This window comes from Enterococcus sp. NPDC086594 (genome assembly GCF_044746145.1).
In the GTDB taxonomy this organism is placed as follows: domain Bacteria; phylum Bacillota; class Bacilli; order Lactobacillales; family Enterococcaceae; genus Enterococcus_D; species Enterococcus_D entomosocium.
In genome coordinates this window covers 16089-32096 of record NZ_JBIVBP010000005.1, presented here as the reverse complement: position 1 = coordinate 32096, position 16008 = coordinate 16089, and the positions used below count along the sequence as shown (strand labels likewise).

Here is a 16008-nt window from a genome sequence, read left to right as displayed (position 1 = left end):
GACAGAGATATTAAAGGTTGCTTCAAGCTTAAAATTATAAATCCGTACTTGTTTCATTTTAAAAATATTTCAAAAAAATTAGCTGTTTAGAATCACTATCTCATCAATACTAGATTTTAGTAGGATTCATAATATTAGGAGAATATACAATAAGACTCTTTGAAGAAACCTTAGAGTTTTTTTGTCTCTTTTATTTTTATGAAGTTGCTACTCGTTTCTAATTAACAGGTCTTTAAGTCAGTAGAAAGAAAAATGAGGAATAATGATTATTTTATTTGTAGTTTTTTTGAAAAAAAGACGATAAAAATCGGCTGGTTCTTACTATATCCTTAATAGCAGAGGATCAAAGTTCTTTTAAGGAGTGAATCAAAATGCTGCAAACCAGAATAAATTTCAGTCGACAAAAGAATGCTACCATGTTGACTGTGCGCTTTTTCAGCAACAAGACGAATACGATTTTAGAGAGAAATTTAATTGTGGATCAAGAAGATGATCGCCAATCGGTTCTTGACTACTTAGCACAATCATTAGGGGAAATCAACATCTTGCAATACTCTTCGAAAAACGTTTTGTGTATCGCTGAACGTTCAAGGTTAGAAAAAGCAGGCGGCACTCATCGATTGGAACATTTTTGGGGAGATGTGATCAGCTATATCGTTGAGTGCGTGGATAAATCTGGTGTTCATTATGATTTGCATGTCATTGGCAATGTTGATTCGGATGATGAAGAAATCATGCGGTCAATCAATCAAATGAGTGATGAATTGTCGATCATCAACATTTATGAATACAAAGATTGCTGGCTAAAAAGAGAAGATATTTTATTACAAGCTCTTTGAAATGAACTTGATTCCTCAAAGAAATTTGTCCAGCTAGAAAATGGTTTTACTCTCCAAGTCACTTACCAATCAATGAAAGAATACGAATTTTTTCTAAGTTTATGGAAACAGCTAATTCACAGGTTCTTTTTCAGGGTTTCTAACACTTTTTTGTTACAAAAAATAAGAATCGTTTCACAAGTTTTTTTCACCCGTACTGTTTTAAAGAAGAGGGGATTTTTCTGAAGTTTTTATTAAAATTGTCCGTTTAATGAAAAAAGAGGCTTAAATTTAAGTTTATTTTACTATAATTGGATACTGGGATACTTTTTAAATAAGGCGGGTAAAAAATTTTGGAGTATATAGAAAAATTGTATAGGTTTTATTTAACCAAAAAACAGGTAGATAAATTAACTATTGTTAGAAATATCATTTTGGAGAAGCAGCTATCTCTCGATAAAATATGTGAAACGACAAACAAATCTTTGTATCAGGTGAAAATATTGATCAATGAAATCGCCGAAGATATGAGAGAGTTTACGACTTTTGACGAGTCAATTTTTTTGCTGAAAAAGAGAACTGTTTATTTGTCACGAGAATTAAATGAAGAACAAAGCCTGCATATTTTTGTGAATCTAAAGAAAAAATATTTCTTAGAATCTCCTTATTATCGTCTATTATCCTATTTGTTAAGAAAAAGAAAGACCCGTATGGTGGACATCTCGGAAGAATTGATTTTTAGTATTTCTTATTGTTATAAATTGATCAGCTATCTTAAGAAAATGCTGGTTATCCAAAATGTTCCGATTACTATCAATAACAATACAGATTCCATTGATTTGACAGGGGCAGAGCCGTGTGTGAGGATGTATCATTATTTAGTTGAGATCATGGCTTGTAATGTATACATCAATCAGCGAACCCGTGCCAGCGTTGAATTAGCAGCTAAAGAATATGAGCCGTTAAAAACCACAAAAGTGAAGCACGACATTATGTTTTCAATCATTGAAAATGCGGTGTTGAGAGGCTATATTGTCAATGAGTTAGACGATGCTTCCATCACTATTTATGAGCAAATCAAGCAACTAGATGGGGAAAAGCAAGTGATCAAGCTGCTGCCGATCAGAAGTCAGCAAGATATTGAGAAAGAACAGATTTTTTATCATTTCTGGGTTTTTCTTTTCATACCTGAAACGATCTCGGATCAAGAAAAACTACTTTTGGGCCAAAAGCTGAGAAATCTTTTAGGAAATCCGCTGGTCGAATTTTCTGCCGATGTTGTAGCTGTCTTGTCGCAAAAGTATAATCTTTCTAACGAGATCGAAGAATTCATTACCTATGAATTAGTGATGAATACATGGGGCTGTCTTCATCTCTTTTTGGATAGTTTTGTGTCTACTGAAGATTTGTCCTCTACGAACGAACGAGTATTAGAGGTGGAAGAGCTGATTGCAGCTGCCTTGCAGCGCCATTCGTTTGTAATAGAAAAAGAAGCCCTCTTCTTAAGGAAAATCGCTCAGATCACAGCGTCTTATTTACCTATCCAGGAAGAGGAACCGATTCGCATTGGTATTTCTCTTTTGAACCATCCAGAATATATTCCGGTCATTAAAAACAAACTGTTGAAAATTTACAATGAAAATGTGATTCACTTTAGTTCGAATTTAGGAGACTCAGATATATTGGTTTCTGATGGCGTGCTAATCCATAATGAGTCGCAGAAATTCACATTTTTTGGCAATGTTCATAGTACCAAGGATTGGCACAATCTAAATGTGATGATCCAGTCGATGATTTCTAATAAATATACTTAAAAAGAGAGCGTATGGCTCTCTTTTTTTACTTGAACATCAGGTATCGTTGGTCGAAGTACTAACCAAAAGAAGGAAGAGAGAAGACAAAAAAAGATATCTATAAAAGAGGGCTGCGACAGTCACCTTTTATAGATATTTTTTAAACCCATGATCAGGCAAAGCTAACGTGATGAGGATAGCGTTTTTTTGATGGAGATTTCCACCACTTCGGGCATTTGGATCACAGAGATCGTTGCAGGATCATAAGAGCCATCAGGTAATTTTTTCAAGAAGTAATTTTTGATTTCTTCAACTTCCGTCGGGCGAATAGTTCTTTTTTTATTGATCAGCAAAATTTCATTGTGGTTCGGCGCTGAGGTAAAGATCACGGTTGTATCTCCGGCTGTGTAAACCTTTACAAGTTCCGCGTCGGTATTTTCAAGTTGATTCAATACTAGTCGAGAATGGCTGTTCGTAACATTGATTAATTTCACCAGACTCACCTCACATTCTATGTATTTATTAATAACATTATAGGGCGTTTTTTTTCAAAAGAAAAGCCAGACAACTCGGAATTACCCAATTTTTTGGCAAAACATGGTTGTCTGGCAAAGGAAACGTTTCGTTACACGTTTTGGCAGCTTGTTACTCGTTTGTTCCCGATGCTTCTTCTTCAGAAGCCGGATTGGCTTCTTCAAGAGGTGCAGGGGACTCAGCGGAGGTCACAATGATTATATCTGCATCTTCTAATTGTGCTTTTAGTTGATGTACTTGTGGATGCTCAAGATAAAATTCTGCAATGCCGTCTTCGATTTGATCTTGGATGGTTCTACGCAAGGGGCGAGCCCCCATCGTTGCACTGTAACCAAGATCCACCAATTTTTCTTGCACGTCTTGTGGAACGTCGATATGCAATTTTTGTTGGCTAAGGGTTTGATTGACTTCATGCAGCATGAGAGACACGATCGATAACAAGTTTTCCTTGCTTAAAGCTTTAAATTCGATGATGCCGTCAAAGCGGTTGAGAAACTCTGGTGTAAAGTAATTATTCAATTGATTCAAAACGGAACGAGTGATACCTTCACGCGCCGCACCGAAGCCAACGTTAGCTTCAACTTTGCCGGTTCCGGCATTACTTGTCATGATGATCAAGGTGTCCTTAAAGCTGACGGTACGTCCTTGAGCATCGGTCAAGCGACCATCATCGAGAATTTGCAAGAACATATGCAATACATCAGGATGGGCTTTTTCTACTTCATCTAATAGAATCAAGCTGTAAGGATTCCGACGAACTTTTTCAGTCAATTGACCTGCTTCTTCATAGCCAACATAGCCTGGAGGAGAACCAATCAATTTGGATACACTGTGTTTCTCCATGTATTCTGACATGTCGAAACGAATCATTGATTCTTCAGAACCAAACATTTCATAAGCTAATTGTTTTGCTAATTCGGTTTTCCCGACACCGGTTGGACCGACGAATAGGAAAGAGCCGATCGGACGGTTTTGTTTGCCTAAACCGACCCGATTTCTGCGGATCGCTTTTGCAACTTTGTCGATTGCTTCGTCTTGACCAATAACTTTAGCTTTCAAGTCATCCGCAAGATTCCTCAACTGGGTTTGTTCTTTTTCTTTTAATTCCCCAACAGGGATATTTGTCCGTTCTTCAACAATTTGTTCCATGTCTTTTTCGGTGATGACAGGCGTTTCTTCTTCGCTGATTTGACGTTCTTTCATTTTTTGAAGCTTGTTGATTTGATCGCGATAGTAAGCAGCTTTTTCAAAATCTTCTTCTCGAGAGGCAGCTTGTTTTTGTTCTTCCGCTTCTTGTAATTTCTTTTCGATCGTTTTTGGATCAACGATTTGGATCGTCAAGTTTTTCTTCGAACCTGTTTCATCTAGCAGATCGATCGCTTTATCAGGCAAGAATCGATCTTGAATGTAACGGTTAGAAAGGGTAGCGGCAGCTGCGATCGCTTCATCCGTATATTTCACATGATGGTAATCTTCATAACGCGGTTGTAGGCCTTTTAAAATACGAATGGTTTCTTCCACAGAAGGTTCATCCACACGTACTGGTTGCAAACGCCGTTCTAAAGCGGCGTCTTTTTCGATAATGCGGTATTCATTTAACGTCGTTGCTCCGACCATTTGTAGTTCTCCACGGGCAAGAGCTGGTTTTAAGATGTTTCCAGCATCCATATTTCCGTCGCCGGCTGCACCAGCGCCAACGATTTCATGGACTTCATCGATAAACAAGATCACATTTTCCGCTTGCTTGATTTCTTCAATCAATTTTTGGATGCGTTCTTCAAATTGGCCACGAATACCTGTGCCTTGAACAAGCGACGCAACGTCCAAACGAATAACTTCTTTTTCCATCAATTTTTGTGGCACATCACCATCAACGATTTTTTGGGCTAACCCTTCAACGACGGCAGTTTTCCCAACCCCAGGTTCACCAATCAATACAGGATTATTTTTGGTTCGGCGATTAAGGATCTCGATCACGCGTTTGATTTCTGAATCACGACCGACCACTGGATCGACTTCACCATCACGAGCCATTTGAGTGATATTGATGCCATATTCTCCCAGCAGACCCGCAGGTGCTTGGTTATTGCGTGGTGGTTGCCCGCCAACAAAACCGTTACCGCCAGTTTGTGTCGGTGGGGTTTGTTCATAAGGGGTATTTCCTTGCTGCATTTGACGAGACATTTGACGGAATAAATCATCAAGATTGCCAAATCCAAAAGGATCTTGCGCCATTGCAGCTGCAGCATTCCCAGATTGTGCTTTTAATTTTTGGTAACAACTTTGACAATAATCGAGTTGTTTTCTTTGACCATTGACATTGGCATATAAATGAATTGAAGCTTCATTTTTGCCGCAATTTTGACAAAGCATAGATTCACGACCTTTCATATTTGTTCCAACAACCCTATTTTACGGCGCATTTGATTGCTTGTAAAAGAAAAGGGGCTGTGGGCAAAGTAACGGTCACCTTCAAGATAATGTGTTATTGACCTTTACTGACCATAATTCTATTATACTAACTTTTTGTCAGACTGCAAGAATTTTACCTTTAAAAATTTTCCCTTCGATTTCACTTATAGAAGCGGTCTTTTAAATAAAAAGTAATTCCTATATAATAGAAAGAAAGAGGTGAGAATAGACGTTGGAGAACAGAGATTTTGCTGCAGAAGTAGTACGTTTACGCAATGGAGAGATCCAAGAATTGATTGTCCAACAGCCGGAATTTCTGGCGTTTAGAGATGTCTGGCTCCAGTTGGAAGACCGGTCTTCTTTTGTCGGAGAAGCGGGGTTAAATGGGAAGATCATCTACCGTTACGTGCAAGAAAATAAATAGGACATTTATTTCAATCGTTTATTTAAGAGAAAACGGTTGTCTATCGAGGAAAAAAATGGTAATCTTAACAGTTGAAAGGGCGATTTTTTTCGGGTATCATTGCATGCATGGAAATTTTGCCTTCACACAAAAAAACGTATCATAAAGGAGATTGATCAATATGGAAAAGAAAGATTTTCACGTAGTTGCTGAGACAGGGATTCACGCACGTCCAGCTACATTATTGGTTCAAACAGCAAGCAAATTCAACTCTGATATCAACTTAGAGTACAAAGGTAAATCAGTAAACCTTAAATCAATCATGGGCGTAATGTCATTAGGTGTTGGCCAAGGTTCTGATGTAACTATCACTGCTGAAGGTGCTGACGAAGCAGATGCAATCGCTGCAATCGTAGAAACAATGAAAAAAGAAGGTTTGTCTGAATAATGGTTGAGATGCTAAAAGGAATTGCTGCTAGTGATGGTGTAGCCGTTGCGAAAGCCTACCTGTTAGTACAACCTGATTTATCTTTTTCAAAAGTATCAGTTGAAGATACTGCAGCAGAGGAAGCACGCTTAGATGATGCGTTAGCGAAGTCAACAGCGGAATTACAACAAATCCGCGACAAAGCAGCGCAAACTTTAGGTGAAGCAGAAGCACAAGTATTTGATGCTCATTTAATGGTTCTTTCAGATCCTGAGATGATCGGTCAAATCAAACAAAACGTGACAGATAACAAAGTCAATGCAGAAGCTGCATTGAAAGAAGTTACTGACATGTATATTGGTATGTTTGAAGCAATGGATGACAATGCTTACATGCAAGAACGGGCAGCTGACATCAAAGATGTTGCTAAACGTATCTTGGCGCATTTGTTGAATGTGACTTTGCCTAATCCTTCAATGATCAACGAAGAAGTAGTCGTTGTTGCGCATGACTTGACACCAAGTGATACCGCACAATTAGACCGCAACTTTGTTAAAGCTTTTGTAACAGATATCGGTGGACGTACTTCTCATTCCGCAATCATGGCACGTTCTCTTGAAATCCCAGCAATCGTTGGAACGATGGAGATCACTGCAAAAGTGAAAGCGGGCGACATCTTAGCTGTTAACGGCATTATCGGTGACGTTATCGTCAACCCGACAGATGACCAAGCGGCTGAATTTGTTGAAGCTGGGAAAGCCTACGCAGATCAAAAAGCAGAGTGGGAAAAATTAAAAGATGCTGAAACAGTTACGGCTGATGGTAAGCACTTTGAATTAGCTGCGAACATTGGTACACCAAAAGATTTAGAAGGTGTCCACAACAATGGTGCAGAAGCAGTCGGTTTATACCGGACTGAATTCTTGTACATGGATTCTCCTGATTTCCCAACAGAAGAAGACCAATATAAAGCGTATAAAGCAGTTCTAGAAGGAATGGCTGGAAAACCAGTGGTTGTCCGCACAATGGATATCGGTGGCGATAAAGAACTTCCTTACTTAAAATTGCCTCATGAAATGAATCCTTTCTTAGGCTATCGTGCATTGCGTATCAGCTTGTCTGAACTTGGGGACGACATGTTCCGTACCCAACTTCGTGCGTTGTTACGTGCTTCTGCTCATGGTAACTTACGTATTATGTTCCCAATGGTGGCAACATTGAAAGAGTTCCGTACAGCGAAGAAAATGTATGAAGAAGAGCGTCAAAAATTGATTGACGAAGGCGTTGAGATTTCTAACGAGATCCAAGTCGGAATCATGATCGAAATTCCAGCAGCAGCTGTCTTAGCAGACAAGTTTGCGAAGGAAGTTGACTTCTTCAGTATTGGTACCAATGACTTGATCCAATACACAATGGCTGCAGACCGCATGAATGAACGCGTGTCTTACTTGTACCAACCATACAACCCATCCATCTTACGCTTGATCAAAAACGTGATCGATTCAGCGCATGCTGAAGGCAAATGGGCTGGTATGTGTGGAGAAATGGCCGGCGATCAAACTGCTGTGCCACTTCTTGTAGGTATGGGCTTAGATGAGTTCTCAATGAGTGCAACATCTGTTCTGAAAACACGTAGCTTAATGAAACGTTTGTCAACCACTGACATGCAAGAATTAGCAAAACGTGCATTAGAAGATTGCGATACAATGGAAGAAGTTGTAGAGTTAATCGAACAGTATGTAAAATAATCATTTCTAGGCAACAAGCAATTTTTGCTTGTTGCCTTTTTTTGTTTTAAGAAGACATTTTGTTTGATTTGACTTGCAACAACTTACTACTTTTTTCAGAAAACGAACAGTTTTGTCATATCTTGGAATTAAGCTATGATTCCCTGAGCTTTTCCCGTATCATGGTTAAATGGGGAACAAAATCTAGGACCATGGTAGGAGTATCTCTGCGATCGCCTATGGTATACTAATATCAGATATAAGCATTTCCAAGGAGGAATCATCTTTGAAAGTACTTCTTTATTTTGAAGGAGAAAAATTATTAGCTAAATCAGGTATCGGTCGCGCATTGGCCCATCAGCAACGAGCGCTGACATCTGTCGGGATTCCTTTTACTCTTGATAAAAATGATGAGGATTATGACATTCTTCACATCAACACGTATGGAATCAATAGTATGCATATGGTCAATAAAGCCAAAAGACAAGGAAAAAAAGTGATTTACCATGCCCATTCTACAGAAGAGGATTTTCGAAATTCATTTATCGGTTCAAATCAGCTTTCGCCATTATATAAAAAATATTTGATCAATCTTTATTCCAGAGCCGATCAATTGATCACCCCGACCCCTTATTCGAAAGAACTTTTGGAAGGGTATGGTATCCAAGTGCCGATCGAAGCGATCTCAAACGGGATCGATCTTGACAAATATCAGCCGGATCATGAGAAAGAAAAAGCCTTTCGTGAGTATTTTCAGCTTTTACCTGATCAAAAAGTCATTATATCGGTCGGTTTGTTTTTTGAACGAAAAGGCATTCTTGATTTTGTAGAAATAGCTAGACAATTGCCTGAATATACGTTTATCTGGTTTGGTCATACACCAATGATGACGATTCCTAAGCAGATCCGCGACCTTGTCAATGAAGACCATCCAGAAAATGTGCTGTTTCCCGGCTATATCAAAGGAGACATCATCGAAGGGGCATATTCAGCGGCTGATCTGTTCTTCTTTCCTTCCTATGAAGAAACAGAAGGGATCGTGGTCCTTGAGGCGTTAGCCAGCCACCAAAATGTGCTTGTTCGGGATATTCCAGTATATAAAGGGTGGCTAAGCAATGGGCACAATGCATACATGGAGAAAACCAATCAAGGGTTTATCGAGAAAATCAAAGGAATCGTAGATGGCACGTTGCCACAGTTAAGTGAAGCGGGTTATGAAACGGCCAAGCAAAAGAGTATTGATGAAATCGGATATGAGCTAAAAGAAGTTTATACAAAAGTGATGAATACGGAATAAAGAAACTAATGTAAAGTTTGGAGGTACCGTTTTGAAAATCGGATTTTTTACAGACACCTACTTCCCCCAGGTAAGTGGTGTGGCGACATCGATCAAGACATTGAAAGAAGAGCTTGAGAAAAAAGGCCATAAAGTGTATATCTTTACTACGACCGATCCCAATGCTGATCTGGACGAAGAAGATATCATTCGCATGCCAAGTGTCCCGTTTGTGTCCTTCAAAGATCGGCGAATCGTAGTGCGCGGCATGTTGTATGCCTATTTGATCGCCAAAGAGTTAGAGTTGGAATTGATCCATACCCATACCGAGTTTGGCTCTGGGATGTTAGGGAAAATGGTGGGGCGCAAATTGCAAATTCCTGTGATCCATACCTACCATACGATGTATGAAGACTACTTGCACTACATCGCCAATGGGAAGGTCTTACGGCCGTCTCACGTGAAATATCTTTCGCGGCTATTTGCCAACCACTCGACAGGTGTTGTTTGTCCAAGTGAACGAGTCATCGATACGCTGAGGGGGTATGGTGTGGTTTCACCGATGCGGATCATCCCCACAGGGATCGAAGTCGAGAAGTTTCGTCGACCGGACATTACATCTGAAATGAAAAAAGAATTGCGGGAGAAATTAGGCATCACTGAGGATCAACCCATGCTGCTTTCCCTCAGTCGTATTTCTTATGAAAAGAATATCCAAGCGATCATCGATGGGATGCCGGAAATTCTAACCAAGATTCCTGATGCGCAATTAGTGATCGTTGGGAAAGGTCCGCATAAAGAAAAATTAGAAGAAAAAGTGGTGGATATGGCGCTAACTGACCATGTTCAATTTGTCGGCGAAGTGGCGAATGATAAAGTGGCGATCTATTACCACGCTGCCGATTACTTCGTCAGTGCCTCCACTTCAGAAACACAAGGACTGACATACACGGAAGCAATGGCTGCTGGGACCCCATTAGTCGTTGAAGGCAATGATTACTTAAACACCTTGATCGATGATCCATCGTTAGGCGTCACCTTTGAGAGTGATCGGGATTTCGCAAAAGCATTTATTGATTATTATGAACAAAAGATTCCTGCTGATCCCGAAGTTCTTTCTAGGAAGATGTACGAGATCTCGGCATTACGCTTTGGTGAGTCGATGCTGTCTTTCTACCATGATATGGTTGCCTATTATGAAACCGAACGCATCGAGAAAGAAACCGAGCAGACGTTAGAAAAATTCAAAGTAAAATTAAAGGCATTTCGCCGAACGATCGATTAAACAGAAAATTTTCGCAAGTTCATGTTTTTAGCGTATACTAAAGACATGAACTTTTTTATTTTGGAGGGATCTGCATGAAATTAGGATTTATCGGTACTGGTGTCATGGGTCAAGCGATGGTTGGTCATCTCTTAGCTGCAGGACATACAGTGAATGTTTACAATCGGACGAAAGCAAAAACAGATGAACTCGTTGCGAATGGAGCAATTTGGTGTGACACCCCAACAGAAGTTGCATCAGAAAGTGAAATCATCTTTACAATGGTTGGGTATCCATCCGACGTTGAAGAAGTTTACTATGGGCCTCAAGGGATTTTTCAAACGGCTGTGACGGGCAAAACATTGGTGGATTTTACCACCAGTACACCTGATTTGGCAGAACGAATCTACCAGACAGCGAAGGAAAAAGGAGCAGCGAGTATTGATGCGCCAGTTTCTGGTGGTGATCTTGGTGCGAGAAACGCCACGCTAACGATTATGGTTGGTGGCGATGAAGAAGCTTACCAACAAGTAAAACCACTTTTTGAAGTATTAGGAAAGACGTTTCAACTTCAAGGAGGGGCAGGAAAGGGTCAGCATACGAAAATGGCCAATCAGATCATGATTGCCGGAACCATGACGGGGATGACAGAAATGCTGGTCTATGCGAACCAAGCCGGTCTTGATTTACCACGAGTGATTGACACGCTTTCTGGCGGTGGGGCAGCCAATTGGTCCATGACGAATTACAGTCCTCGTATCCTAAAAGAGGATTATTCACCAGGCTTTTTTGTCAAACATTTCATCAAAGATTTGGGGATCGCTTTGGATGAGGCTAAGAAGATGGGATTGGATTTGCCGAGCACCACTTTAGCTAAAAAATTGTATGATCAGTTGGCTGAAAAAGGCTATGAAAATGACGGAACGCAGGCGCTGATTAAACTTTGGTGGCAAGATGGAAAAAAATCTTAAAATGACAAAAAAAATACGAAAAATCAATGCAAGATAGAGGATGTTTTGATACAATATAACGGACAGAAAAAGGAGGCTTACGAATGAAAAGTTCGCAATTAGTCGCTATCATCAAACGTTTAGAAGCGATGGTCGAAGCGCAAGACAATGAAGTTCAAGTACGTCGTTTTGAAAAAGAAGGCGTCGAAAAATGTACCGTTACTTATGACAATTCGACAGAAACGTTTGAATTAACGGAAGCAGAATCAAGTCAATCTTATCAATTTGATAATGTTGATATTGTAGCCATGGAAATCTATGATTTGATCCAATAAGAATGAGTGGGACGTTTTGATGTCTTTGACTCATATCTATACAGCAAGCCTACTTGGGCTTGCTGTTTTTTATTTATCTGCTGCTTTTTCTTGGCGGTACAGGTGATTAAGGATGATCCCTAATGGATCGAGATCTTCCGGGGCTAAAGGCAGCGCAGCGCTTGCTGGCGGATGTGGCTGGAATGTTTCTTCGGGAGAAAGAATGTTTGTTTGGATCAACTTACCAAAGCTGACTTGATAGTATTTGAGTTGAGTCGTCTGTGATACTGGCTCCTCTAAGTCAAAGGGAATCGAAAAAATCACTTCCGGTTCTTGAATGAACTGATTGACCCTCACGATTTCTTGGTAAAAGCTTTCTGCTAAATGGATCTCTCGCTGCAGTACACTAGCTTGTTCAAACAATAAGTGATCAATCAGGTATGCCAAGCGTTTTTTAAGGAGTGAAAAACAGTATGTCTTCTTTCCTGCAAAAAAACAGCCGATCTCTCGCCACTTCTCTTCCAAGGGATACGCCTCCATTTGAGGGAGTTGTTTACGTAAGGTTAATAGCGTCAGTTCGTTGACAGTCGGCAATTGAAACGTTTCTGACAATAATTGAAACAACACAGGCAATTTTTTTGTTTGCCGAAAGGGGCCATAACTGCCAATTTGTGGTGTTTGAGTGATCGTGAAGCTATGATTCGTCAAATCAACAAAGCAATAGTTCGCTGAATGGTTCATTTGGCGGTTGTAGATAGGATGAAAAGCTTGGATCAAACGACATTCAAGTAATAGTGCATCCAATTCTGTATCTGTTTCGATGGTTTCAAAATCAACGACATTATAAACAAGTCGAAGCACCTTATTGGCATGCTGCTGGTTTTTTCGGAAGTAGGAAACGACACGCTGCTTCAATGATTTGGCTTTTCCCACATACAAGACTTCGTTGTGTTGATCTTTCATTAGATAAACGCCAGGCTTTTCAGGCAATGCATTTGCTTTGTTTTTTAGAAACTCTTTGTTCGGATTCATCGATCGTTCCTCTCCTTCCTTCAAAGAGTAGCAGATGAGAGCGGAGAGAGCAACGTTTGCTGGCCATTGACAAGAAAAAAATAGGAATAGAGTGGAGACAACGCAATGATAAACTTTGACATTCAAAGGAAATTTCTCTATAACGGAAACAGATTATTTTGTCAACTCGTAGCTTTTAGAATCTTAGAAAATCAGTTCTCAAATAAAAATGTGCTTAAAAATAAAAAAAGTTCGAAAAAATTCTTGCATTTCTCAATAACTTCCGATATAGTTTGACTATCAAATGATTTGATTATCAAAGTATTCGGATGGTGAAGGTTATGGAACCCAATTTAGAAACAGTTAATGACTACTTAGTCAGCGTCTTTAATGACATCTTAGTGATTGAAGAATCTGAATTGAAAAAATCTCAATTCAAAGACCTTTCAATTACCGAAATGCATACCATCGAAGCCATCGGGATGTACAAAAAAAAGACCACGACTGAAGTTGCCAAAGAGCTTTCGATCACTGTTGGGACTTTGACCATCGCGATCAATCGTTTGGTGAAAAAAGAATATGTAGAACGGATTCGCAGTGAAGATGATCGGCGAGTCGTCAAACTAGGTTTGACGAAAAAAGGAAAACTCCTTTATCGTGTTCATCAGCATTTTCATCGTGAGATGGTGAAAGGTGTCTTGAGTCAGATGTCTCCTGAAGAGGAACAGGCACTGTTGAAAGCACTGAAAAATCTGCATGACTTTTTACAAGATTATAAGTGAGAATAATGGATGAATATGTTTGGAAAAATTACCGCGACTGCAAGTTATGTTCCAGAAAAAATCGTAACAAATGATGATCTATCAAATTTGATGGATACTTCAGATGAATGGATTCATTCTCGCACGGGAATCAAAAAAAGAAGAGTCGCTGTTGGCGAAAACACTTCTGACCTTTGTATTCGCGTCGCTCAAACGCTCTTGCAAGATGCTCAGCTTTCAGCAGAAAGTCTGGATTTTATCTTGGTAGCGACGATCACACCGGATTTCAATACACCGGCGGTTGCTTGCCAAGTCCAAGGGGCGATTGGGGCAGTCAATGCCTTTGCTTTTGATATCAGTGCAGCATGTGCTGGTTTCGTTTATGCATTGTCTATGGCTGAAAAACTGATTCGAACAGGCGCTAAAAAAGGATTGGTCATCGGTGGAGAAGTACTTTCAAAGGTCTTGGATTGGAACGACCGTTCGACGGCTGTTTTATTCGGAGATGGTGCCGGTGGTCTATTGCTGGAAGCATCTTCAGAGCAGCATTTGCTCAAAGAGTCTTTAAAAGCAGATGGGACGCGAGGCATGTCCTTAACATCTGGTTTTCGGACGAATGAGAATCCTTTTTCACAAAACGTTCCGGCGTATAGTGCTTGTATGCAAATGATTGGACGAGAAATCTTTGATTTTGCGACGCGTGATGTGGTCGCCTCGATCAATGATCTGATACAAGATGAAGCAATTGATTATTTTTTGCTTCACCAAGCAAATTCACGCATTTTAGACAAAGTTGCTCGCAAGCTGAAGCAACCCCGTGAGAAATTTTTGCAAAATATGCAAGATTATGGCAATACTTCGGCAGCCTCGATTCCGTTATTGCTAGATGAAGAAATCAAACGAGGTACACTGTCTCTTGGCAGTGGTCAAAAAGTGGTGTTCTCAGGTTTTGGCGGCGGATTGACATGGGGAACTATGTTAGCCACCTTATAACTTGTTCACGAAACAAAATTACTATTGAAAAACACATTGGAGGAATATACACATGGTATTCGAAAAAATTCAAGAAATCGTAGCAGAAGAATTAGGAAAAGAAAAAGAAGAAATCAAATTGAACACGAACATCCAAGAAGATTTAGAAGCAGACAGCTTGGATCTTTTCCAAATCATTAACGAGATCGAAGATGAATTCGATGTGAAGATCGAAACAGAAGATGGTATCACAACCGTTGAAGATCTAGTTAAATATGTAGAAAAACAACAAGCATAAAACAAAGGCTAGGCAGACAGCCTAGCCTTTCCTTTTTAAGAACGTGTTTTTGCTGATTCATAGACGAACTGCAAGAATCCATGTTCTCCAACAACAACGAACAAAGTAATGAAGGAGTGCAAGATGAAGACAGCCTTTTTATTTAGCGGTCAAGGTGCACAGTACCCCAAAATGGGGGAAGAGCTCTATCACCAAGAAGCCATCGTTCGTGAGACGTTTGAACAATCCAGCACTATTCTAGGATATGATATGGCCGAGTTATGCTTTACTGAAAACGAACGTTTAAACCAGACGGAATATACACAGCCTGCCATTTTAACAGTAAGCACGGCTTTTTGGCGACTTTTGGATGCGCAAGGAATCGAAGCAGATGCTGTTGCTGGCTTAAGTTTAGGTGAATATACAGCCTTAGTCGCTAGTGGTGCGCTTGATTTCCAGACCGCAGTCGCATTGGTGCAAAAGCGCGGTCGGTATATGGCAAGTGCGGCGCCTGCAGGTGTTGGGAAAATGGTCGCTGTGATGAACACACCCGCTGAAACGATTGAAGAAATCTGTAAAGAAGCAAGTCAAGTCGGGATCGTGACACCAGCGAATTACAATACGCCGCAGCAGATCGTTATTGGCGGTGAAGCGCCGGCAGTGGATAAAGCGGTGGAATTGTTACAAGCTGCTGGAACCAAACGGGTGATTCCTTTAAATGTCAGCGGTCCTTTCCATACTGCTTTGTTGGAACCGGCATCGCAGCAATTAGCACAGGAATTAGCTCAAATTACCTTTGATGAGTTGCAAGTACCTGTCATCAGCAATACGACCGCGCAGCCGATGCAGCAAGACCAAATCAAGGAACTGTTGACGTTGCAAGTGAAATCGCCAGTGCGTTTTTACGAAAGCATTGCGACACTGAAGCAGCTTGGCATCCAACAAGTCATCGAGATCGGACCAGGAAAAGTATTGAGCGGTTTTATGAAGAAAATAGACAAAGAAATCCAGACTGCGCGTGTAGAAGATAGCCAAACGTTGGCAGATACACTAGCCCGATTCAACTAGG

16 protein-coding genes are annotated in these 16008 nt (G+C 40.2%); 13 read left to right on the top strand and 3 right to left on the bottom strand.

Going from position 1 to position 16008, the window contains the following annotated elements:
- Positions 1 to 371 precede the first annotated feature (371 nt).
- Complete coding sequence (locus ACIPK1_RS09200) at positions 372 to 839, top strand: hypothetical protein (RefSeq protein WP_005235556.1); 468 nt, start codon at positions 372 to 374, stop codon at positions 837 to 839.
- Between the two features lie 473 nt (positions 840 to 1312).
- Positions 1313 to 2632, top strand: a complete 1320-nt coding sequence (locus ACIPK1_RS09195) for a helix-turn-helix domain-containing protein (protein ID WP_400450723.1) — start codon at positions 1313 to 1315, stop codon at positions 2630 to 2632.
- Positions 2633 to 2793: 161 nt separating this feature from the next.
- On the opposite strand, the gene ACIPK1_RS09190 is transcribed toward ACIPK1_RS09195, so the two are convergent.
- Both ACIPK1_RS09190 and ACIPK1_RS09185 read right to left on the bottom strand, forming a co-directional pair.
- Positions 2794 to 3105: a DUF1827 family protein gene (locus ACIPK1_RS09190; RefSeq protein WP_008378223.1), complete on the bottom strand. Its 312-nt coding sequence runs from the start codon at positions 3103 to 3105 to the stop codon at positions 2794 to 2796.
- A 151-nt stretch (positions 3106 to 3256) separates the two neighbouring features.
- Positions 3257 to 5518 (bottom strand): ATP-dependent Clp protease ATP-binding subunit, encoded by a 2262-nt coding sequence (locus tag ACIPK1_RS09185; protein ID WP_185932199.1) that lies wholly within the window; start codon positions 5516 to 5518, stop codon positions 3257 to 3259.
- Positions 5519 to 5789: 271 nt separating this feature from the next.
- Between ACIPK1_RS09185 and ACIPK1_RS09180 the strand changes: the two genes are divergently transcribed.
- The 7 genes from ACIPK1_RS09180 (at position 5790) to ACIPK1_RS09150 (ending at position 11939) form a co-directional block, all read left to right on the top strand.
- Positions 5790 to 5981: a hypothetical protein gene (locus tag ACIPK1_RS09180; protein WP_005235564.1), complete on the top strand. Its 192-nt coding sequence runs from the start codon at positions 5790 to 5792 to the stop codon at positions 5979 to 5981.
- Between the two features lie 160 nt (positions 5982 to 6141).
- The gene (locus tag ACIPK1_RS09175) at positions 6142 to 6408 is read left to right on the top strand and encodes a phosphocarrier protein HPr (protein WP_003126335.1); all 267 of its coding nucleotides are present in this window, start codon (positions 6142 to 6144) and stop codon (positions 6406 to 6408) included.
- Positions 6408 to 8135, top strand: coding sequence for a phosphoenolpyruvate--protein phosphotransferase (gene ptsP / locus ACIPK1_RS09170; protein WP_008378209.1), 1728 nt, complete (start codon positions 6408 to 6410; stop codon positions 8133 to 8135). The genes ACIPK1_RS09175 and ptsP overlap by 1 nt, the downstream gene beginning before the upstream one ends.
- A 265-nt stretch (positions 8136 to 8400) precedes the next feature.
- Positions 8401 to 9411, top strand: coding sequence for a glycosyltransferase (locus tag ACIPK1_RS09165; protein ID WP_005235568.1), 1011 nt, complete (start codon positions 8401 to 8403; stop codon positions 9409 to 9411).
- A 31-nt stretch (positions 9412 to 9442) separates the two neighbouring features.
- Entirely contained in the window at positions 9443 to 10675 is a 1233-nt protein-coding gene (locus ACIPK1_RS09160; RefSeq protein WP_005235570.1) for a glycosyltransferase family 4 protein, read from the top strand.
- 74 nt (positions 10676 to 10749) lie between these two features.
- Positions 10750 to 11625 (top strand): NAD(P)-dependent oxidoreductase, encoded by an 876-nt coding sequence (locus ACIPK1_RS09155; protein ID WP_005235572.1) that lies wholly within the window; start codon positions 10750 to 10752, stop codon positions 11623 to 11625.
- An 83-nt stretch (positions 11626 to 11708) separates the two neighbouring features.
- The gene (locus tag ACIPK1_RS09150; protein WP_005225886.1) at positions 11709 to 11939 is read left to right on the top strand and encodes a YkuJ family protein; all 231 of its coding nucleotides are present in this window, start codon (positions 11709 to 11711) and stop codon (positions 11937 to 11939) included.
- A 69-nt stretch (positions 11940 to 12008) separates the two neighbouring features.
- Here the strand turns inward: ACIPK1_RS09150 and ACIPK1_RS09145 are convergent, their stop codons facing one another.
- Positions 12009 to 12950: a GIY-YIG nuclease family protein gene (locus ACIPK1_RS09145; RefSeq protein ID WP_400450581.1), complete on the bottom strand. Its 942-nt coding sequence runs from the start codon at positions 12948 to 12950 to the stop codon at positions 12009 to 12011.
- A gap of 320 nt (positions 12951 to 13270) precedes the next feature.
- Between ACIPK1_RS09145 and ACIPK1_RS09140 the strand changes: the two genes are divergently transcribed.
- The 4 genes from ACIPK1_RS09140 (at position 13271) to fabD (ending at position 16007) form a co-directional block, all read left to right on the top strand.
- Positions 13271 to 13711, top strand: a complete 441-nt coding sequence (locus ACIPK1_RS09140; protein WP_008378199.1) for a MarR family winged helix-turn-helix transcriptional regulator — start codon at positions 13271 to 13273, stop codon at positions 13709 to 13711.
- Positions 13712 to 13720: 9 nt separating this feature from the next.
- Entirely contained in the window at positions 13721 to 14683 is a 963-nt protein-coding gene (locus ACIPK1_RS09135; RefSeq protein WP_101699137.1) for a beta-ketoacyl-ACP synthase III, read from the top strand.
- Between the two features lie 52 nt (positions 14684 to 14735).
- Positions 14736 to 14960, top strand: coding sequence for an acyl carrier protein (locus ACIPK1_RS09130; RefSeq protein WP_005225890.1), 225 nt, complete (start codon positions 14736 to 14738; stop codon positions 14958 to 14960).
- Positions 14961 to 15083: 123 nt separating this feature from the next.
- Complete coding sequence (gene fabD, locus ACIPK1_RS09125; protein ID WP_142437121.1) at positions 15084 to 16007, top strand: ACP S-malonyltransferase; 924 nt, start codon at positions 15084 to 15086, stop codon at positions 16005 to 16007.
- The last annotated feature ends 1 nt before the right edge of the window (position 16008 follow it).